This window comes from Herpetosiphon sp. NSE202 (genome assembly GCF_042688385.1).
In the GTDB taxonomy this organism is placed as follows: domain Bacteria; phylum Chloroflexota; class Chloroflexia; order Chloroflexales; family Herpetosiphonaceae; genus Herpetosiphon.
In genome coordinates, this window is the sequence record NZ_JBHUPY010000019.1 from 22,598 (window position 1) to 42,896 (window position 20,299).

A 20,299-nucleotide genomic window follows, 5' to 3' on the forward strand; every position below is an offset into this window, starting at 1 on the left:
GATTCGATGGCGACAAATCCTAATCAGAGTACATACGATGCCGCTCAGATTCAAATGTTGCGCGGCTTGGAAGCAGTACGCGAAAACATGGGGATGTATCTCGGTGGCCAAGACACATCGGCCTTGCATCACTTGGTCTATGAAGTTGTCGATAACTCGGTTGACGAGGCTTTGGCTGGCTACTGCGATACGATTATCGTCGAAATGCGCACTGACGGTTCAATTGCTGTCGTCGATAATGGGCGCGGGATTCCTACCGATATTCACCCCGTCGAAGGTCGGTCAGCACTCGAAATTGTGCTGACCGAGCTGCACGCTGGCGGTAAATTCAAAGGCTCGCAAGGCTATAAAGTCTCAGGTGGTTTGCACGGGGTCGGGGTTTCGGCAGTTAACGCGGTTTCCGAATTCCTGCGCGCCGAAGTTAAACGCGATGGTAAATTGTGGGCCCAAGATTTTCGCCTCGGCATGCCTCAAGCGCCAGTTCACCAGGTTGGCGATGCTGAAGGCACTGGTACGACGATTATCTTCAAACCAGATGCCCAATTATTTACCACCGTCGAATTCAACTATCGCACCTTGTCGAACCGTTTGCGCGATATGGCCTACCTCAACAAGAGCCTGCGCTTCAAACTGGTCGATTATAACAACGATCGCGAAGTAACCTACTATTTCGATGGTGGGATTGTCTCGTTCGTGCGTCATCTGACCCGCGAAAAAGGCCCATTGCTCGCGCAACCGTTCTATGTTGAAAAACCCCATGAAAATGTTAATGTTGAAATTGCTATGCAATACACTGGCGATTTTAACGAAAATCTCTTGGCCTTTACCAATAACATTGCTAATCCCGATGGTGGCACGCACGTTACTGGCTATCGCGCAGCCCTAACCCGTACTATCAACGCCTATGGCCGCAGCAAAGGCTTGCTCAAAGAAGGTGATACGCTTTCTGGCGAAGATGTGCGCGAAGGTTTGACCGCAATTATCAGCATCAAACTGTTCCGCCCACAATTCGAAAGCCAAACTAAATCGAAGTTGGCCACGCCAGAAGCCAAAACCGCAGTCGAAACGGTGCTGAATGAAGCACTTTCGGGCTTTTTGGATGAAAATCCCAACGAAGCTCGCCGAATTATCGAAAAATCACTCTTGGCCTCACGTGCCCGTGATGCAGCGCGCAAGGCCCGCGATTTGGTGCAACGCAAAGGCGCACTCGAAGGCTTTGCCTTGCCCGGCAAGCTCGCCGACTGCTCAGATAAAGAGCCAGCCCACTGCGAAATCTTCATCGTCGAAGGTGATAGCGCCGGTGGAAGCGCTAAGCAAGGCCGTGATCGGCGGTTCCAAGCAATTTTGCCTTTGCGCGGTAAAATTCTGAACGTCGAAAAATCACGTTTGGATAAAATGCTTGCCAATAACGAAGTTCGTGCATTAATTACTGCACTTGGCACTGGTATCGGCGAAACATTCGATATTTCGCGCTTACGATACCATCGCATATTGATTATGAGCGTTGCTGGCGATGAACCAACCCTCATTCGCAATGGTCAAGGCCATACTGAATTTGTGCGCATTGGCGAATTTATCGATCAATGTATTGCAGGCCAACGCCAGGCAAGCGAGTACGAAGTAATTAGCTTCGACCAAAAACGCAATCTTGCGCGCTTCCGCCCACTCAAAGCAGTGATGCGCCACGCTAACCACGAGCCAATGTACAAACTTAGCACGCGCTATGGTCGTTCGGTCAAAGTAACTGCCTCGCATAGCGTGTTTGTGCTTGAAAATGGCCAGCCAGTCTTGAAAAAAGGCAATCAGATCAAACTTGGTGATCAATTGGTTGCCAGCCGTCGGATTCCCCGGCCAGCAATCCAACCTCGCGAAATCGACCTGATCAAGTTGTTTGCTGAAGCAGGCTTGATTGATAATCTTTATCTGCGGGGCGAAAGCGTGCGCTCAATTGCTGCTCAGCGAGTGTTAAACAATGTTTCGCAGCCTGAGCAATGGAACGAAGCCCGCATCAGCTTGCATACTGCTGCGTGGGAACGTTTGGTTGAATATCGCCAAGCCCATGGCTTAAGCCAAAAAATGGTTGCCCAACGGCTTGGGGTGAAGCAAGCAATTACGATTAGCCAATGGGAACGTGGCATGCTGCGGCCTATTCAATCGCAATTCGATAACTACTTGGCAACGATTGGCTGGGAAGAACCAATCAGCTATGAGTTGGTACCTTCGAAGATCGAGCGTTTGTTGTTGCAAGATGATAGCAGTGGCAACGCACGCTGGCGTGAAGTCAGTAACTACAAAGCTTTTGCTAGTTTCAACAACGATGAGCTAGATTTGCTTGATCGTGATGTTGAGCTTGTGCCGCAAGCCCACGACGATCGAGCCTTCCCACGTATGTTGGCAATCACGCCAGAATTGCTGTGGTTCTTGGGCTGGTTTACTGCCGAAGGTTCCTTGAGCAAACATCAAGTTAGTTTGTCGTTAGGTCAAAAAGATGCAGCCTTCTTCGCTGAGCTAAAAACCACGATTGAACAGCTTTTTGGTGAAACGCCACGTTTCTATCAATCGCCCGATAATGGCGGAATCAAATGCTACTTCCATAGCGTTTTGGCCGCCTGCTTGATTCGTGCTTTGGGCTTGGGTGCTGTTGCTCATCAAAAACAAGTGCCCGATATGCTCTTTAGCTTGAGCAGCGATTTACAACGCAGCTATCTCGAAGGCTATTTCCTTGGTGATGGCACGCTCAGCGATAGCTCCATTAGCATGACAACCAACTCGCCAGAACTCAAAGATGGCTTGCTCTATGTGTTTGGCCAACTTGGTATTTTTGCTGGCGTGAGCAACATCAAGCCCAACTTACCAGCCGATGTACCAATTCAAACTGTGCACGACTACTACAACATTGCAATTAGTGGCAAGCAACAGCTAGAACAATTGCGCAGCGTATGGCAACGCCATCATCTGGCCGCCAAAGTCGAAGCTCATTTGGCTAAACCAACGACCAAAGCCCAAGCCTTCACGCCAATTAGCGACGATATGGTTGGCTTAGAAGTCTTAGCGGTTGAAGAACTAGCCCCAACTGGCGAGTTTGTCTACGACTTCTCGGTCGAAGAAGACGAAAACTTCTTGTGTGGCACTGGTGGTTTGTATGCTCACAATACCGATGCTGATGTGGATGGAAGTCACATCCGCACCTTGTTGCTGACCTTCTTCTTCCGCCATATGCGTGATTTGATCACCAATGGCCACTTGTATGTTGCCCAACCACCATTGTTCCGGGTGCAACATGGCAAGGCCTATAAATACGTCTACGATGAAGCAACCCGCGATGAATATATTCGTTCATTGCCAGCTGGCACCAAAGTCATCGTTCAGCGCTTTAAAGGGCTTGGCGAAATGAACCCCGACCAATTGTGGGACACGACGCTCAATCCTGGCAATCGCATGATTTTGCAGGTGACGATTGAAGATGCTCTGGCTGCTGACGAAACCTTCTCGATGTTGATGGGTGAAATTGTCTTGCCGCGCAAACGCTTTATCCAAACCCACGCCGCCGACGTGAAAAACTTGGATGTCTAGGCGATTCAAATAGTCACTCAAAAACAAAGCAGGGCTGGCAATTGCCAGCCCTGTTGCTGTTTAGCGCGAAACTTGACGATACGGATACGCACCTTTGATATTGTGATTGAAGTAGCGTCCATGGGAATCTGCGCTCATCAGTTCAGCATAAACCTCTTCAGGAACATTTGAGTACTGATAGATCGAGCGATTGTTAAATTCAATCTCTAAGGTTTGGTCTGTAGGGTCATAGCCAACCGAAGCCAAATTTGATGAATCAACTGGAGTTCGTTTCATACCCTGCCTCCGTTAAGCACGCTAGTTGGCTGATTGTATAAATTTTCTAGTCGTTTGGCTACTGGCTCAAGGGTCGAGGAGCCAGTGAGTAGGTGTAATGGTACATTGGGTTAGCAACCATGTTCCCTCACCCCCCAGCCCCCTCGCCCACTGAACGCGGGCGAGGGGGAGCCGCCATTTTGAATGAAGAATTGCGGTAAAACCAAGGTGTTAAAGCCCCTCGCCCGCCACGTGGGAGAGGGGTTGGGGTGAGGGGATCAAGTCGTCGTTAACGCAATGAACGATTCCATCTATGTTCTATGTTCTTTTGTGGTATCTTGACCAAACCACGATTCATGCGTATAATAATTCGCGTTAAGCCGCATTAGCTCAGTTGGTAGAGCAACCGCCTTGTAAGTGGTAGGTCGTCGGTTCAAGTCCGACATGCGGCTCCAAAGATCAAAGCCCTCAGCAAATTTGCTGAGGGCTTTGGCTTTTTAGGCTTATTCGTCGTTGCCGTAGCTATCGAGAAACAAGACTTCATCGGCGCGGACGACGGTTTTGGAGCGGCGCTGACCACTGTCTTTGTCTTCCCACGAGCGGGTGTGCAAGCTGCCAACTACTCGAACCCGACTGCCTTTGTGCAAGCGATCTTGGCAAATATCGCCAAGCCCATTCCAGGCTTCGATCGTCGTCCATTCGGTGTCGAAGGTTTGCTCACCTTGTTCGTCTTTGCTGCCAAAGCGCTTGGTCGCCACATTGAAATCGCAGACCCCAACACCCGATGGCAAAAAGCGTTGGGTTGGTTCGCCGCCCAGCCAGCCGATCAATTCAACTCGATTTACGGTTCCTTTAACGTTCATTTGAAACTCCTCTGGTTTAGTGTACTTACTCAGTTGCCCATAGTTAGAGACGCAGATTGTGAATTTTTGGCTAGCCAATAGTCATTATTTTTGCTAGTGCACGGGCTAGCCAGCTCTAGGACTTTTAGCGGCGTAAGCTGCGTTGTTGCAGTTCTTGCAACAATGCGCCTGCTTCGTTGACCGAAAGATCATCAAGCTGTTGCGCGCCAAAGCGTTGCCGAATTTCAACGTTCAGATCAACGCCTTGCTGACCGGCGACCCGTTGCAGCGCTGCCAATTGGCGGGTGCTGGCTGGTGGCTCGCTTGCCGTCGATTCGAGCATGTTGCTGGTGCTGTTGGCACTTGGGCTAGCAGCGACCGGAGCCGTAGCGCTCGCTTGGTTGGTTGCTGGCTTCTGATCTAATTGCTGCTTCAAGCCATCGATAATTTCCGAGGCTTGGCCTTTGGTCAGGGTTTCGTAGCTTGCATTGTGTTCTTGCAAGGTTGCTTGCATCTGACCATCGTTAATTGCCAAGGCGTTGATCAAATACTCTAAGTACGAGCGTTGTTTTTCGCTCGCAGGCGAATCGGGGTCGGCGATGCGTGGCGTATTGATCGCAGGGTGAGCATCACGCAAGGCATTAATTTGGGCCTCGACCGCTGCTTGTTGAGCGCGAAAGATGCGCCAGCCGGTTTCGACAGCTTGACTGATTGCTGCATCATCAGCCGTTGGAGGGAGTGCAATTGTCTCTTCAATCGTTATATAATCATCTCCAGAGCGAATTGCAGCGCGGTAGGTGCGGGTTACTAAAGCTTCCTGTTCCATCGTTTGTACTCCAGTTCAATCGTTAATACTCATCCCAGCGTTTACTATCACGACCCGCTTGGTTTTGAGATGAGTATAGCTGACAGTTGTGTCAAATAACGTCACAAATCGATCTTGCTGGCCGCGAAACACCCCTAAACTATGGAGGATGCTATGTCAAGCTTTTTAGCCGATGATCAAAACCCGATCTTTTACACTGACACTGGCGGCCAAAAGCCAGCAATTATCTTTATTCATGGCTGGACAAGCGCAGGTTCACACTGGGTTGGCATCACCACAGCGCTGCGCCGTTGGTATCGCTGTATCGCAATCGACCTGCGGGGCCATGGGCGCACTCCAGGCCAAGGCTCGCTGACCATTGCCCGCCTAGCCCAAGATTTGCATCAATTAATCGAGCACCTCAAACTTGAAAAACCAACAATCGTTGGTTGGTCGATGGGCGGTTTGACGACCTTTGAATATGTGCGCCAGTTTGGGGTCGATAATCTCAAAAGTATTGTCTTAGTTGATCAGACCCCATGTATGCAAACCAGCACAGAATGGACCATGGGTTTGTTCGGGGCTTACACCGCCGACCATATCACCAGTATGCGCCAATTGTTTGAAAGCCAACAACGCCGGGTGTTGCGCCGCTTTGCAATGGGGGTTGTGCATCCCAATCGCGCGCTATTACGCTTTGCCACCTGGTTTACCTCGCCCTATCGTCGCAACTACGATCCCAAAGCGCTTTTGCCTTTGGCTGAAGATATGGCCGATCGTGATTATCGTGATTTGTTGGCAACGATGGATGTGCCAATTCTGTTGTGCTATGGCGCGCAAAGCTGGCTTTACCCAGGCAAAGTTGGCGAATATTTGCACGAACACTTGCCGCAATCCACCTTGATTCACTTCGAACGCAGCGGCCATTGCCCACCGTTCGAGGAACCAGTTAAATTTATTCGCACGATTTTTCAATTTATGCGCCAACAACCAGCAAGCCACGCATAAAAACTATGCTGAGAGGAGAACAAATGTTGTTTCAACGTCTATCGCGCTGCTTTGGTTTGGCAGTCTGCCTAAGCTTGATCGCTGCCTGCGCCAGCCAAAATGCCACTCCTGCTACGCCAACTGAGCTTGCCAATAAACCAACTGTGCTGCCAACACGCAGTGATAAAGATAGTCCAAATCAAAATCCGACTAAAACGCCGCGTCCAGCTGCCACCGCAACGCCAATTATCAGCGGCCCGCACTTTGAGCAAGTTGGCGGATTGCGGCTCAAGCCGCCGACCGAGGGTCGTCACGCCGATCTTACGCTTTACAACGATTTGATTTTGTTGGGCATGCAGCCAGGTTCATGCCAACTCGAAAATCGGATTACCATAATTGATGTGAGCGATCCGCGCCAGCCAGAAGTTGCTGGCTACTCGCCGGTGGTCAAAAATGTGTCGCTCGAAGATATGGATATGGCGCGGATTGGCGAGCAGGATATTGCAATTGTGGGCATGCAGCCGTGCAGCGGCGAAACCAAGCCAGGCATTCAAATTTTGGATATTACCGATCCAAGCAAACCAGTCGAATTGGCTCGTTTTGCAACCACCCTCGGCGTGCATGAGCTTGATCTGACCGTTAACGCAAGTGGCCAAGCCTTGGCCTTGCTTGCAGCGCCAACCAACAACTTGTTTGGCTCAACCCCTAGAGTTGAACATCGGGCTGAATTGTGGATTGTCGATTTGAGCACGCCAAGCAAACCAACTAAGCTCAGCCGCTGGGGCATTGATCAAAAGCCTGATTGGCAAATGCTTGATTATGCCGACCTAGCGCGTGGTAATTTTCCTGGAATCTTTTTGCATAGCGTGCGGGCCAGCAGCAATAGCCAACGCGCCTATCTCTCATATTGGGATGCAGGCGTGATTATCTTGGATATTCAAGACCCGACCCAACCAGTCTACCTTGGCCAAACGCCCTATCCAGCGCTCGCCGAGGGCGATGCTCACTCGGTTGTCGATTGGAATGACGGGCAATTCTTGGCCTTGAATAACGAAGATTTTAGCAAGGCCCAAGTCAAAATTAGCCACCCAGCACTTGCCGAGCCAGCTTACGCCCATTCGTTGCCTTTTGGTGAAAAGCTTGCTGCTCCCTTGAGTACCGAGTTTGTGGTGCTTGAGCAAGCATGCGATCCGAAGGCCGACTATCCCGATTTTGCTGGTCGCTTTGTATTGATCGAAATGGCGGGCTGTTCGATTGAGCGTAAGTTTATCGTGGCTCAAAATGGCAAGGCAGCAGGCTTGTTGATCTACGCCAACAAGCCTTATCAGGAGTTAGCATTTGGTGATGATGTTGATTTGATCACTGATTTTAATCTGCCGATGTATTTGCTGAGCAGCACGACCGCTGCGGCCTTGCTGAGCCAACCTGAGGCTAAGGCAACAATCGAACAGTATTTTGATGGTGGCGGGGCAATTCAATTCTTTGATCTGAGCGATCCGAGCAAGCCAGTTGAAATTGGCCGTTATAACACGCCAAATTCAATTGATGCGAAGCGTGCTACCAACCCAACTGTGCATAATTCCGAGGTTCAAGGCCAATATTTGTATGCTTCGTGGTATCGCGATGGCTTGCGCATGCTCGATATTAGCGATCCTAGCCAGCCAAAAGAGGTTGCGGCGTGGCCAAACGGCAATTCGCCAAGTGTCAATTTGTGGGGCGTGCAAGTGCGCGATCAATATGTCTATGTCAGCGATTTTAACTATGGCTTGTATGTATTGGAGTTTCACGCCGAATAAATTAAAATACAGCTCGCATGATTTTTTCATGCGAGCTATTTTTATTTAACGAGCAACAAAGGCAGCCAAAACAGCTTGCAACTGATAAATATTGATGCGGCTATTGAATTGTTTTTGAATCGGCACAGGATTGCCCGAAATCCAAATTTTCAACTCGGCATCGAGATCAAAATGGCCAGCGGTTTCGATGCTAAAGTGGGTGATACTGCGATAGGGAATCGAATGATATTCAACTTTGCTGCCAGTAATGCCCTGTTTATCGACCAAAATCAAGCGTTTATCGGTAAAAATAAAGAAATCGCGAATGAGTTGATAGGCTCGTTGAACTTGTTCGCCCCACGCCAGTAGTTGGGCAAAATCGCGTTGCGCTGCCTGCGGATCGACTTCCGAAGCGTTGCCCATTAATCCATCAAATAAGCCCATAGTAGTTCCTCCTGTTGTGGTTCGCTATGGGTTTATACGCCGCAAGCTGTCGATTGTTGCGTTAGCGGCCTAGCTCAGGCTCAAATAATTCGCAGCGGCCACACTGCGGGCAAACATACATTTCCAGCCGTTCGCGCTTGATGAAGTTGCCAACTGCGCCCACCAAGGCTCCAGTTAAGGATAAACCTTCGTGGAAATACTTTACGCCACGAAATTCAAGCGCCGTCTCGCAGCGCAAGCAGTCGACTTGGCGCTCGCCAATTGGGCTAGCCAAGGCCAACGAGCCATCGCGCAGCCAGCCACAAGTTGTACACTCTTCCCAATTGTCAGCAACGTCAGCGCCACAATAACTACACTGTTGCAATTCCCTCACCCCCTAGCCCCCTCACCCACTGAACGCGGGCGAGGGGGAACACGATTGGCGATTTAAAGAATCAGGCCAAAACCACCGCATTAAAGTCACTTGCCCATGCCACGTTAGAGGGGTTGGGGTGAACGAACCTTAGCTACCAATATGCGGCAAGGCCAATTCTGCATAGCCACAATAGCCACAGCCATGTAATTCCAAAATTTGATAATCGTGGCGAAACGAGCCAAAGCGACCTTGCAAAATATCCATCGAGTTTGAGCTTTCGCGAAATTGCTTGAAGCCCAAAAAGGTCATTTGGGCCTGACAGCGCAAGCAGATTAATTGGCGCACGCTTGGCGGTGGCGGTTCTGGCAGGGCTATTCCCAACGAGCCATCACGGAGCCAGCCACAGCTTGGGCATTCTTCCCAATCTTCAGGTACTTCATCGCCGCAATAGGGACATTTGGCAGGCTCAAGCGGCAGCGCCAACGAGCCATCGCGCAGCCAGCCGCAGGTTATACACTCTTCCCAATCGTCGGGGACATTGCCGCCACAATAGGTACATGCTTGCATCATCAATCTCTCGCTAGTAGATGCTTGTTTCAAGCAAAACCCATACGCTGCTAGCCAGCGAGTGTTACAGCGAAAAAAGCAACGGCGCAAGCTCAATGCCTACGCCGTTGACGGTCGTTATCTGCTGCCACCAACTTCGAGTGGCATTTCGCTGGTTAGGGTTTCTGCCTCGGTGGTTACTGGCAAGCCCAAATCTCTGCGCCGCTGATCGGCCAAACGGCGTTTTTCAGCCACCATTTCGGGCGTTACATACTCGTCGAAGGTGCGCAAACCAGCTAATTTAAGCCCATGCTTTTTGAATAAACGATACATTTCCTTGACGCGATCCATTTCGATGTTGCGGCCAAGGGTGTAATCGTCGAACTTGCCATCAAGCGCCAAGAGTGCTGTCTCCGAGAGACAAGCATAGGCCGTGCCTGCTGGCAAGCCAATATCAAAGCCAAAATCAACCTCGCCGGGCAAAGTAATTTCGCCCGATTCGATCACCAACACATCTGGGCGTTTGGCTGCATCTTCTTCTTTGATGTCTGGTGGACGGGCCACATCGCAGACCACCGCGCCAGGTTTTAGGCGTTCAATATCGACAATTTTGGTATTGAGGGCGGTCGTGGTAGTAACAATTAAGTCGGCGCTGCCAACATAATCATCAGCTTTGGTGGCAATCGTCACTTTGGCGTTGGGCGTTTCGGCCTCAATTTGCTTTTTCAAGGCAATCAAGCGCTCAGGCCGTGGTGCAATGAGCACCACATCGCCAATGGCTTGGGCCAGCAAGCGCGAGCAAACCGCGCCAATCGAGCCAGTTGCCCCAATCACGACAGCAGTGCCTTGATCAACCCGCCCGCCCATCAGAATAACTGCTTGTTTGGCGGCTTCAAGGGTTGCGGCGACGGTCAGCGAGTTGCCCGAGGTAATCCCAATATCGGATTTTTGGGCCACTGTGATGCCTGCATCGCCAACCACCGAGGTAAATGCGCCCAATCCCATCAGCTTTGCGCCCATGCGTTCGGCCATGCGCGCTGCTTTGATCAAGCGGCGATAGGTAAATGCCGTTGGGCGGCGCATTAATTCGCGTGGCGTAGCGCCCAAGGTCAGCAAAATGCCCTCAATCTCTTTGCCCGTGCCCGTCGATTTGATGCCCTTCATCTTCGAAAGATACATTGGTGGCAAATGGGCCATAGCGCGTTCGACCAAGCGCTGCGGCACATATTTGAGCACTTTGAAGCGCGGATCTTTATAGATAAATTTGGTCGAGAGCGGGTGAATCACAAAGGCAAATTTTTCTAATTCTTCATCGTTGGTCAGGCGCTGAATGTGCGGTTCCCAATTGGCATCGGCGGTAATTTGCAAAACGGTTGCTTCATCAAGCTCGCGCTTGCCAGTTACGGCCAAAATCATGGCCTCAAGCACATCTGCCGAAACAAACGGATGCTCTTCGCTAATTTTTGGCGTAAGCGTAATTAAGGTATGTGCTCCGCGTTGGCGCAAATCTTCAATCTCAGCAGGCGAGGGATCGTCGGTCAAAATCGTGCGGCCACGCAAATCTTGGGGAGCGTAACGCCGAATGAAGGCAAAATCACCAGCCAACACATCGGCCCATGCGCAATCTTTTTCCAGTCGGCTATCGTGGGTTGCGCCCTTGCCAATTGGGTGAATCCGCCGATAAGGCTTTTTGGCCAAATCGGGCATGGCAAATTTGGCGTAGCGCTCCAATTGGCTCAGCGAGCTAAGCGTAAACGGCAAACCATAATGCACCTTGGGGTCGGCAAAGCGTAAATCGACGTTATAGTTGCTCAGCGATTCGGCCAAGGAATAGCGTTCGATGCCCGAAAAAACCAAAACCCGCCGATAATTGAAGCGGCCAGGCTCGCGGGCCACAGCTTGGGCAACCGTCCAGCGTTCGAGCGTCGATTTGAGTAGCACGCCGTCGGCGGTGGGGGTGGTGCGAGCTTGATTGACAATCGTATAAGCTTGGTTGTGTTGATAGCTGGCCTTGCCAACCCGAAAATCAGCAATCACCCCACCAAGCGCAATTGCATCGACCTTGCCATCGTGCTCGCGAATCAACTGCTTGACCCGTTCGACATCGCCATCGGCTCCAATGCGGCGCACCCGTATTTCTTCGCCCAACAGCGTTGTTGTAAAGCTAAAGTCACGCCGCGAACGACCGAGCGTGATACAGACAACTTCTTTCATAGTGAATCCTCATTGCAAGCCTAGCGAATTGGAGGTTGGATCGATCGCGGTTGAGATTAGGGAGTGAGCATAGCGAAGTACAGCAATGTTTCTAGATGGATTATAGCCGATTATTGTAGCTCAAGGCAATGCAAGGCGAAAGTCAGAAGGCAAAAGGCAAAAATCAAAAAAGAACAGAGAGCATAGAACAGAGAACAGAGAACATAAGCATGAAGGTAAAAGTCAAAAATCAAAAGTCAAATTGTAAGGATCAGGGATCAGGGATTGGGGATCGGGCGTTGGGCTATCGGCTATGTGTACTGGTTCATTGCGTTAAAGGCAGCTTGATCCCCTCACCCCAACCCCTCTCCCACGCGGCGGGCGAGGGGCTTTAACATCGTGGTTCTTGCGCAACGCGTCGGTAAAAACCGGTGCTCCCCTCGCCCGCGTTCAGTGGGCGAGGGGCTGGGGGTGAGGGAATGATCCAATACACATAGAACATAAGCATGAAGGTAAAAGGCAAAAGGCAGAAGGCAAATTGTAGGGACCAGGGTCTGGGGATCGGGGATCGGGCGTTGGGTTATCGGCTTTCATCCTTCATCCCTCATCCTTCATACTTTCGCTATGCGCTATATTGACAGAAGTGGATAGTTGTGGCACTGTACTTCACGCCGCACGAATTCCCGCTCGTGCCTCAACGAGGCCACCTAAGCGACGCTGCTCCAGTACACGTCAACTTTGAACTGATTCGCCGCGTTTCGAATGCGTCGGTTGGTGGCACAGTGTGAACTTTTAAGGAAAAACCCTATGGATACTAAATTGGTGATTGTTGAGTCGCCAGCTAAAGCAAAAACGATTCAAAAATATCTGGGCGCTGGCTATCGCGTCACCGCGAGCATGGGCCATGTGCGCGATTTGCCCAAGAGTAAAATTGGCATTGATATTGACAATGATTTTACCCCGGTCTATGAAATTAGCGCGGGCAAAGATAAGCTCATTGCCGACTTGAAACGCGAAATCAAAGCTGCTTCTGCAATTTACCTCGCAACCGACCACGACCGCGAAGGCGAAGCAATTGCTTGGCATATTTTGCAGGCAGCCAATATTGGCAAACGCAAGCCAGTCTATCGGATTACCTTTAATGAAATTACCAAGGAAGCGATCCAAAGCGCAATTCGCAATCCCCGCGAAATCGATGCGAACTTGGTCGATGCCCAACAAGCGCGGCGGGTGCTCGATCGCTTAGTTGGCTATAAAATTTCGCCAATTTTGTGGGCCAAAGTACGGCGTGGGCTTTCAGCAGGCCGCGTTCAATCGGTTGCTGTGCGCATGGTCGTCGAGCGCGAACGCGAAATCGAAGGCTTTGAACCCAAAGAATATTGGACGATCGAAGCCGATTTATCGCCAACTGGCTTGAAAAAGCTGGCTAAAAACGATATTTTTCGCGCAATTCTCCACGCCCGCAATGGCAAAAAGCTCGATAAATTTGCGATTCCCAGCAAAGACGATGCTGATGCTGTGTTGAATGCCTTGGAAGGCGCAAATTATATTGTTGGGGCGATTACGCGTAAAGATAAACGCCGCTCGCCTTCGCCACCATTTATCACCAGTACCTTGCAACAAGAGGCCAGCCGCAAGCTTGGCTTTAGCTCCAAACGCACCATGCAAGTGGCTCAAAAGCTCTATGAAGGGGTTGATGTTGGCGGCAAGGATGGCACGGTCGGCTTGATTACCTATATGCGTACCGACTCGACCAACGTTGCGGTCGATGCGCAAAACGAGGCTCGCAGCTTAATTACTGAGCTGTATGGCAAAGAATATGCGCCAGCCAAACCCAATATCTATAAAACTAAGGCCAAAGGCGCACAAGAAGCTCACGAAGCAATTCGCCCAACCAGCGTTATGCGCCGACCTGATCAATTAAAAGCCACGATTGGCCGCGATGAGCTGCGCTTATACGATTTGATTTGGAAGCGCTTTATGGCTTCGCAGATGGCAGCAGCAATTTTTGATAGCACGAGCATCGATATTGGCGCTGGAGTTGGCATCAAAACCGCTGCTGGCGCGCCATTTACCTTTCGCGCAACTGGCTCGGTGCTCAAATTCAATGGCTTCTTGGCGGTCTATAACGTGAGCCTTGATGAAGGTGACGAGGACGAAGACAAAGAGGCTTTGTTGCCGCAACTCAACGAAGGCCAAGCCCTCGATTTGCACGATTTATTTGGCGAGCAACACTTTACTACGCCACCGCCGCGCTATACCGAGGCAACCTTGGTCAAGCAGATGGAAAGCGAAGGCATTGGCCGCCCATCAACCTACGCCCCAACCATCTCGACGATTGTTGCTCGCGAGTATGTTGAGTTGGTTGAAAAGAAATTGATGCCAACGACCTTGGGCCGCGTGGTGACCGATTTGCTGGTTGAGCACTTCAAAGATATTGTCGATTACAACTTTACCTCGGATATGGAACAGCGGCTTGATGATATTGCCGAGGGCCAGCGCCGTTGGGTGCCTGTGCTGCGCGAATTCTACGATCCGTTTGCTGTGCGCTTGCATGCTGCCGAAACCGAGATGCGCAATGTCAAGCGCGAAGAAATCAAAACCGAGCTGCCATGTCCCCAATGTAGCAATCATTTGGTGATTAAATGGGGCCGTAATGGCGAGTTCTTGGCTTGTTCGCAATATCCAGAATGTAGTTGGACTGGCGATTTGGAGCGTGATGGCGAAGGTGGAATTCATATTGCCACCCAGCCCGAAATCTTCGGCAACACTACCTGCCCAGAATGTGGCAACCCAATGAGCCTCAAAAAAGGTCGCTTTGGCCCGTTCTTGGCCTGTAACAACTACCCAACCTGCAAAGGCATTCGCAAGGTGCGCGCTCAAGGCAAAGATTTTGTGGTAATTCCGCCGCCCAAGCCAACCGAAGAAAAATGCCCCAAATGTAATCGTCCAATGGTGCAAAAAGAGGGCAAATTCGGGCCATTCTTGTCGTGTACTGGCTACCCAACCTGCCGCTCGATTGTGCGCCTAACGCCCAACGATGCGCCGACTTGCCCGCAATGTGGCGAGGGCAAAGTGGTTGCCAAACGTGCTCGTGGTGGTCGAACATTCTATTCGTGCACTCGCTACCCGGATTGTACCTATGCCAGCAATGCGCTGCCCGTCGCAGTTTCCGAAGAAGTAGCCTAAGGTTTTTGTTTGACGCAAGGTTTTATCGTTGTTCGATAAAGCCTTGCGTTGCTGTTTAACCAAGGAGATACGGTGATTAAACACCTAGCCGAAGCCTTGCGCTTTCTCACCATCTTGCCTGTGCCTGGAAAACCAGCAATGAGCGAACAAGCGCTTGTGCGTTCGATGGTCGCTTTTCCTTTGGCGGGCACACTGATTGGTGGCTTGGTGGCGGCAACATGGTTTGGCGCGACTTGGCTGTGGGGCGCAACAACTGGCAGTTTGTGTGCAATTTTAACCTGGGGTGCAATCACCAGCGGCTTGCATTTAGATGGCATTGCCGATAGTGCCGATGCGCTGTTTAGCTGGCGTTCGCGTGAGCGCAAACTCGAAATTATGAAAGATAGCCGCATTGGCACGATGGGGGCAATTGCGCTGATCAGTATTTTGCTACTGAAATGGCTATTTGTGCTTGGCTGTGGCGATCTTGCGTGGCGGGCGTTGATTGTTGCGCCAACGCTTGGCCGTTGGGTCGATATTATTGGCATTTTTTGGTTTCCGCCTGCTGCTGAGGGTGGGCTTGGGCGCACATTCCACGATCATACGCGGCGCAGCGATTTTTGGTGGGCGACAATCTGCGCTGGTTTGGTTGCTGCTGGCTTGCTCTGGTGGTGGGCTGGCTTGATTTTTGGCGTGGTAATTGTGGCAACGATTATTATTGCCCGCTGGATGGTGCGCTCACTTGGCGGCCTCACTGGCGATACCTATGGCGCGCTCTGCGAAATTGCCGAAACGCTGGTTTTGGCCGTAGTTGCGGCCTTGGTTAAGCATCACGTGCTTTAAAATACTACCGCGCCAAAAACCATGGCGCGGGTAAGTGCGAAAATTCATTGCTGAACTCGCTTCTGCTCGGATATATCTACGGACTTTGTTAGCAAATGTTGCAGCAAACTCAAAAAATCATAACTTTTCAAGCTACGATTGCAATAAACAACTGATTTGGGCATTGGTTCGTTGATTATGGTAAGCGTTTGATCGTTTTCGTATCGATTAAGCAAACATTTGTTTTATTAATTACTATTTCGCCAGCAAGCTGTACTTTTTCGCCGAGCTTGATAATCGCTCCCGAATCATCGTGAATGACAATGGTCTCCGCGCTATAATTCTCTGGCACTACGATTTGATTCTTACCAGTCCCTTCATTTATCATCACTGCAATCTGCTTGGCGTTGCGCAGATCATCAACAAACTCAAGCTCACATTGGATTTGGCTGGCTCCAATATTCGAGCAAAAAATAGACGAACCAACCACTAGATAGCCTTCCGTTCTTACGTACTGGCCATTATTGGCTTGCTGGCAAAGATCGGCAAATGCAACGCTGGCAGTTTCGCCACAGCCAGCCAGCAGCACAAATAGTAATCCATAGCCCAACTGCCATCTTTGACCCATACTTATACTCACTTGTTTAAATACAGAATGCCACCATGGTTTAATTCATGGTGGCATTGTAGCGTTACAAGCAACAAGCTTCGTTACTACATCTTGATTTTATGGCCCAGTTTTTTGAGTTCTTCACCAGCAATCACATATTTTTGAATTTCGTTGGTGCCTTCAAAAATCCGCGTTACCCGCGCATCGCGATACATACGTTCGAGCGGTACTTCGCGGCTAAAGCCCATCCCGCCGTAAATTTGAATTGCTTCGTCGATAATTTGCGAAGCTGCTTCGGTGCAGAACAACTTGACCATCGATGATTCAAGTGTGGCTGGTTTTTTGGCATCAACCAAGGCCGCGCAGTGATAAACCATTTGCTCCATTGCATAGATTTTGGTGCGCATTTCAGCGAGCTTAATCTGAATTGCTTGGAAATCGGCGATTGGGCGGCCAAATTGTTGGCGTTCAATGCTGTAGTGCAAGGCCAAATCGTAGGCTTCTTTGGCCGAGCCAAGCGCACTTGCGCCCAAGCCACAGCGCCCAATATCGAGGGTTTTCATAGCAACGCCAAAGCCTGCCCCAACTTCGCCAAGCACGTTTTTGGCTGGTACGCGGCAATTTTCAAAGAAAATCGAGGCGGTATGCGAAGCGCGCAAGCCCATTTTTTCTTCGACTTTGCCAACTTTGAAGCCTGCGAAATCTTTTTCGACAATAAACGCCGTGATGCCGCCGCGTGCGCCGCGCTCGCGATTGGTCGAAGCAAACACGACAATCACATCGGCAAACGAGCCATTGGTGATCCACATTTTGCCGCCGTTGATGACCCAATCGTCGCCATCTTGGGTTGCGGTGGTGGTAATGCTGGCAGCATCGGAGCCTGCATTTGGCTCGGTGAGCGCCCAAGCACCCAATAATTTGCCTTCATTGAGTTTGCTGAGGTAGCGTGATTTTTGCTCATCGTTGCCCGAAAGAAAAATCGACATCCCACATAGCTGAGCGTGTGCACCAATAATTGTGCCCGTTGAGGCGCAATAGCGGTTAATTTCTTCTTGCAAAATACAATAGCCGACGATCCCAGCGTCAGCACCGCCGAATTCCTCGGGGAAGGGAATACCGAGCAAGCCTAAACTGCCAGCTTTGCGAATCGTTTCGAATGGCACACGCTCTGCTTCGTCTACCTCGCGAGCAATCGGCTTAATTTCCTTGACGGCGAAATCGCGAACGGTTTCACGCAACATGCGTAGCTCTTCGTTGAGTTCCATTGGGGAAACCTCCTAAAATTAAGGATGAAGTATGAGGGATTAAGGATGAAGAAAAGGATGAATTATGAAGGATGAGGGATGAATTATAGCCTACACACATATTTTTGCTTGATATAAAATTTCAAGAGGCTCATAATTTATCCGTTTCATGCTAAACTATGTATGTGTCCAGTATCGATTCATCCTTCATAATTCATCCTTCATACTTGCTATGTATCGTTTTCTGCAATTAATTGGCTTGCCAAGCGAGATTGGGCGCTATTTGGCGAGTATGCTACAACGGGTTAAATCGCCGTTTCGCTCAAGCTCGTGGGAGCATGATTTGGCTTTTTTGGCTGAATGTGCGGCGATTATTCGGCATACTCATTCGGCCTTGTGGGATGAATTGGCGACGTTTGCTGCTGCGTTTGATGCACCAGCAGAACGAAGTTTGTTTTTGCGGGCTGCAGCCTTGCCTCAAGCCTGTTCAGCAATGGCCTGGCAACATTCCAGCGGCCAAGTATTCGTTGGGCGCAATTATGATTTTTATATCAATATGCCAACCCGCGATTTGCTTGCGACCAACAGCAGCTACGGCTATAAGCATATTGGTATGAACGGTGGCTTGGTAGGCGGTCGCTACGATGGCATCAACGAACATGGCTTGTTTGTTGGTTTGCACAAAGTTATGGCCGATCGGCAGGAGCATTTGCAGCCCGGCGTGCCGTTTCATCTGCTGCCGCGTTTGGCTTTAGATTTATGTACCAGCACCGCCGAAGTAATTAGCTTGTTTCGCGAATTGCCCCAGCTTTCATCCTTTAACTACACTGTTGCTGATCGTCATGGCCATTTTGCCCGTTTAGAGTGCTATCCTGGCCAGCCAATCGGCGTTTTAGAATCGGATACGCTGTTGGCAACCACCAACCACTTCAATTATCCCGATTTGATTCCGTTGCAAGGCCGTCGCCCGCTGAGTGATTCCAAGGCGCGCGAAGCTTTTTTATGTGCTGCTGTCGGTCATGAACAGGGCGATCCTTGGCTGCAAACCGCCCAAGCCATGAGCGATCATCAGATTCCGGTCTGTTGTCATAAAGAGTTTTCGAGCACGCTTTGGTCTGGTTTGTATGAATTGACTCAGCGGCGGGTAGCCTATAGTTTTGGTACACCCTGCCAAGTTGGCTATCGTGAGTTGGAGTTTTAGGCTTGTTTTAACCACGAAGACACGAAGTTTCACGAAGATTTGGTTAATCGTACTTAGTGCTCTTCGTGTCCTTCGTGGTTTCAGGCCTTACAACAACTCGAAAATGCCCGCAGCGCCCATGCCACCACCAACGCACATCGTTACCATACCATAGCGGCCATTGCGGCGACGAAGTTCATTGATGATTTGAACGGTCAGTTTTGCACCGGTACAGCCGAGTGGATGGCCTAAGGCGATTGCGCCACCATTGACGTTGGTTTTGTTTTCGTCGATCCCAAGCTCGCGAATCACTGCCAAAGCTTGTGCACCAAAAGCTTCGTTTAATTCGATCAAATCGATGTCGCTCAGATTCAAGCCGGTCTTTTTCAAAACCTTGGGAATCGCCACGACTGGTCCAATACCCATAACTTCTGGGCCAACGCCACCAACTGCAAAGCCAATAAAGCGCGCCAAAGGTTTGAGGCCAAGTTCATCAGCTTTTTGGCGGTTCATCAACAGCACTGCTGCAGCACCATCGCTGGTCTGCGATGAATTGCCAGCGGTTACTGTGCCTTTGACATGGAACACAGGCCGCAATTTGGCCAAGCCTTCCAAGCTGGTGTCGCGGCGTGGGCCTTCATCGACCTTGACCGTCGCATTGCTGCGCTTGATCGCGCCGCCTGCTTCAGCTTCGGCAAACTCAACATCAACCGGCACGATTTCATCAGCAAAGCGGCCTGCTTGAATTGCATCGATTGCTTTCATGTGCGAGCGATACGAAAAAGCATCTGCATCTTCGCGACTGATGTTGAATTTACGGGCGACGTTTTCGGCGGTCAGACCCATGTTGATGTAAATTTCTGGATAGTGCTCGGCCATCCATGGGTTGGGGGCAAATTTATTGCCCGACATTGGCACCATACTCATCGATTCAGCGCCGCCAGCGATAATCACATCAGCGCCACCTGCCATAATCCGTTCTGCGCCGAGGGCAATCGTTTGCAAGCCCGAAGCACAAAAACGATTGACGGTTTGGGCTGGCACATCAATTGGCAAGCCAGCGCGCAGCGCGGCAATCCGTGCAATATTCAAGCCTTGCTCGCCCTCAGGCATCGCGCAACCCAAAATCAAATCTTCGATTTCGCGTGGGTCGAGGCCTGGAGCTTGTTCAACCACAGCTTTAATCGCTGCCGCTGCCAAATCGTCAGGCCGACTATTGCGAAACATCCCGCGCTTGGATTTGCCGACGGCGGTTCGCGCACCAGCAACAATCACAGCTTCATTCATCGTTGAATACTCCTTAATGTAGCTTTGTAAAGCGCATTTAGTGGTTTAGTTGTAATGGTTCATTGTGTTAACGACTGATTGATCCCCTCACCCCAACCCCTCTCCCATCCGATGGGCGAGGGGCTTTTCGATTGGTGGTGATGCCAAGTAGGGCCACGGGCGCGTGGCTTTTCGATTTGTTGGCTCCCCCTCGCCCGCGTTCAGTGGGAGAGG

16 protein-coding genes and 1 tRNA gene are annotated in these 20,299 nt (G+C 50.5%); 7 read left to right on the forward strand and 10 right to left on the reverse strand.

From position 1 onward, the window contains the following. The first annotated feature begins 6 nt into the window (after positions 1-6). Positions 7-3,573: an ATP-binding protein gene (locus ACFMKP_RS21015; protein ID WP_382294789.1), complete on the forward strand. Its 3,567-nt coding sequence runs from the start codon at positions 7-9 to the stop codon at positions 3,571-3,573. Positions 3,574-3,633: 60 nt separating this feature from the next. On the opposite strand, the gene ACFMKP_RS21020 is transcribed toward ACFMKP_RS21015, so the two are convergent. Then, positions 3,634-3,849, reverse strand: a complete 216-nt coding sequence (locus tag ACFMKP_RS21020; protein ID WP_382294791.1) for a KTSC domain-containing protein — start codon at positions 3,847-3,849, stop codon at positions 3,634-3,636. Between the two features lie 358 nt (positions 3,850-4,207). Here ACFMKP_RS21020 and ACFMKP_RS21025 point away from each other — a divergent pair. Further along, positions 4,208-4,283 (forward strand) — tRNA-Thr (locus ACFMKP_RS21025). A gap of 48 nt (positions 4,284-4,331) precedes the next feature. On the opposite strand, the gene ACFMKP_RS21030 is transcribed toward ACFMKP_RS21025, so the two are convergent. Together ACFMKP_RS21030 and ACFMKP_RS21035 are read right to left on the reverse strand one after the other, a co-directional pair. Then, entirely contained in the window at positions 4,332-4,691 is a 360-nt protein-coding gene (locus tag ACFMKP_RS21030; protein ID WP_110519544.1) for a single-stranded DNA-binding protein, read from the reverse strand. A 124-nt stretch (positions 4,692-4,815) separates the two neighbouring features. Beyond that, a complete protein-coding gene (locus ACFMKP_RS21035) occupies positions 4,816-5,496 on the reverse strand; it encodes a hypothetical protein (protein WP_382294794.1) in 681 nt (226 codons plus the stop codon). Positions 5,497-5,649: 153 nt separating this feature from the next. Here ACFMKP_RS21035 and ACFMKP_RS21040 point away from each other — a divergent pair, with 153 nt between their 5' ends. Beyond that, positions 5,650-6,483: an alpha/beta fold hydrolase gene (locus ACFMKP_RS21040; protein WP_204753983.1), complete on the forward strand. Its 834-nt coding sequence runs from the start codon at positions 5,650-5,652 to the stop codon at positions 6,481-6,483. A gap of 23 nt (positions 6,484-6,506) precedes the next feature. After that, complete coding sequence (locus tag ACFMKP_RS21045) at positions 6,507-8,258, forward strand: PA domain-containing protein (RefSeq protein WP_382294796.1); 1,752 nt, start codon at positions 6,507-6,509, stop codon at positions 8,256-8,258. Positions 8,259-8,303: 45 nt separating this feature from the next. Here ACFMKP_RS21045 and ACFMKP_RS21050 read toward each other — a convergent pair whose 3' ends face one another. From ACFMKP_RS21050 to ACFMKP_RS21065, 4 genes are all read right to left on the reverse strand, one after another. Beyond that, a complete protein-coding gene (locus ACFMKP_RS21050) occupies positions 8,304-8,681 on the reverse strand; it encodes a PH domain-containing protein (RefSeq protein WP_012191890.1) in 378 nt (125 codons plus the stop codon). A gap of 61 nt (positions 8,682-8,742) precedes the next feature. Further along, positions 8,743-9,045, reverse strand: a complete 303-nt coding sequence (locus tag ACFMKP_RS21055) for a hypothetical protein (RefSeq protein ID WP_382294799.1) — start codon at positions 9,043-9,045, stop codon at positions 8,743-8,745. Between the two features lie 138 nt (positions 9,046-9,183). Continuing rightward, positions 9,184-9,606: a zinc ribbon domain-containing protein gene (locus tag ACFMKP_RS21060; RefSeq protein ID WP_382294801.1), complete on the reverse strand. Its 423-nt coding sequence runs from the start codon at positions 9,604-9,606 to the stop codon at positions 9,184-9,186. Positions 9,607-9,720: 114 nt separating this feature from the next. Further along, positions 9,721-11,796, reverse strand: a complete 2,076-nt coding sequence (locus tag ACFMKP_RS21065) for a serine carboxypeptidase (RefSeq protein ID WP_382294803.1) — start codon at positions 11,794-11,796, stop codon at positions 9,721-9,723. A 786-nt stretch (positions 11,797-12,582) separates the two neighbouring features. On the opposite strand from ACFMKP_RS21065, the gene topA reads away from it, so the two are divergent. After that, positions 12,583-14,964: a type I DNA topoisomerase gene (gene topA / locus ACFMKP_RS21070; RefSeq protein ID WP_382294805.1), complete on the forward strand. Its 2,382-nt coding sequence runs from the start codon at positions 12,583-12,585 to the stop codon at positions 14,962-14,964. A 72-nt stretch (positions 14,965-15,036) separates the two neighbouring features. Beyond that, positions 15,037-15,786 carry an adenosylcobinamide-GDP ribazoletransferase gene (gene cobS / locus ACFMKP_RS21075; RefSeq protein WP_382294807.1) on the forward strand — a complete coding sequence of 250 codons (750 nt, stop codon included), beginning with the start codon at positions 15,037-15,039 and terminating at the stop codon, positions 15,784-15,786. 175 nt (positions 15,787-15,961) lie between these two features. Here the strand turns inward: cobS and ACFMKP_RS21080 are convergent, their stop codons facing one another. Both ACFMKP_RS21080 and ACFMKP_RS21085 read right to left on the reverse strand, forming a co-directional pair. Next, positions 15,962-16,354: a hypothetical protein gene (locus tag ACFMKP_RS21080; protein WP_382294809.1), complete on the reverse strand. Its 393-nt coding sequence runs from the start codon at positions 16,352-16,354 to the stop codon at positions 15,962-15,964. Between the two features lie 125 nt (positions 16,355-16,479). Next, entirely contained in the window at positions 16,480-17,640 is a 1,161-nt protein-coding gene (locus ACFMKP_RS21085) for an acyl-CoA dehydrogenase family protein (protein ID WP_382294811.1), read from the reverse strand. Positions 17,641-17,851: 211 nt separating this feature from the next. Between ACFMKP_RS21085 and ACFMKP_RS21090 the strand changes: the two genes are divergently transcribed. Beyond that, the gene (locus tag ACFMKP_RS21090) at positions 17,852-18,820 is read left to right on the forward strand and encodes a C45 family autoproteolytic acyltransferase/hydolase (protein ID WP_382294813.1); all 969 of its coding nucleotides are present in this window, start codon (positions 17,852-17,854) and stop codon (positions 18,818-18,820) included. A gap of 87 nt (positions 18,821-18,907) precedes the next feature. On the opposite strand, the gene ACFMKP_RS21095 is transcribed toward ACFMKP_RS21090, so the two are convergent. Further along, positions 18,908-20,086 (reverse strand): acetyl-CoA C-acyltransferase, encoded by a 1,179-nt coding sequence (locus tag ACFMKP_RS21095; protein ID WP_382294814.1) that lies wholly within the window; start codon positions 20,084-20,086, stop codon positions 18,908-18,910. Positions 20,087-20,299: the final 213 nt, after the last annotated feature.

Coding starts and splice junctions, on each gene's coding strand:
- ACFMKP_RS21015 (WP_382294789.1), top strand. CDS start 7: ATGGCGACAAATCCTAATCAGAGTACATACGATGCCGCTCAGATTCAA.
- ACFMKP_RS21020 (WP_382294791.1), bottom strand. CDS start 3,849: ATGAAACGAACTCCAGTTGATTCATCAAATTTGGCTTCGGTTGGCTAT.
- ACFMKP_RS21030 (WP_110519544.1), bottom strand. CDS start 4,691: ATGAACGTTAAAGGAACCGTAAATCGAGTTGAATTGATCGGCTGGCTG.
- ACFMKP_RS21035 (WP_382294794.1), bottom strand. CDS start 5,496: ATGGAACAGGAAGCTTTAGTAACCCGCACCTACCGCGCTGCAATTCGC.
- ACFMKP_RS21040 (WP_204753983.1), top strand. CDS start 5,650: ATGTCAAGCTTTTTAGCCGATGATCAAAACCCGATCTTTTACACTGAC.
- ACFMKP_RS21045 (WP_382294796.1), top strand. CDS start 6,507: ATGTTGTTTCAACGTCTATCGCGCTGCTTTGGTTTGGCAGTCTGCCTA.
- ACFMKP_RS21050 (WP_012191890.1), bottom strand. CDS start 8,681: ATGGGCTTATTTGATGGATTAATGGGCAACGCTTCGGAAGTCGATCCG.
- ACFMKP_RS21060 (WP_382294801.1), bottom strand. CDS start 9,606: ATGATGCAAGCATGTACCTATTGTGGCGGCAATGTCCCCGACGATTGG.
- ACFMKP_RS21065 (WP_382294803.1), bottom strand. CDS start 11,796: ATGAAAGAAGTTGTCTGTATCACGCTCGGTCGTTCGCGGCGTGACTTT.
- topA (WP_382294805.1), top strand. CDS start 12,583: ATGGATACTAAATTGGTGATTGTTGAGTCGCCAGCTAAAGCAAAAACG.
- ACFMKP_RS21085 (WP_382294811.1), bottom strand. CDS start 17,640: ATGGAACTCAACGAAGAGCTACGCATGTTGCGTGAAACCGTTCGCGAT.
- ACFMKP_RS21090 (WP_382294813.1), top strand. CDS start 17,852: ATGTATCGTTTTCTGCAATTAATTGGCTTGCCAAGCGAGATTGGGCGC.
- ACFMKP_RS21095 (WP_382294814.1), bottom strand. CDS start 20,086: ATGAATGAAGCTGTGATTGTTGCTGGTGCGCGAACCGCCGTCGGCAAA.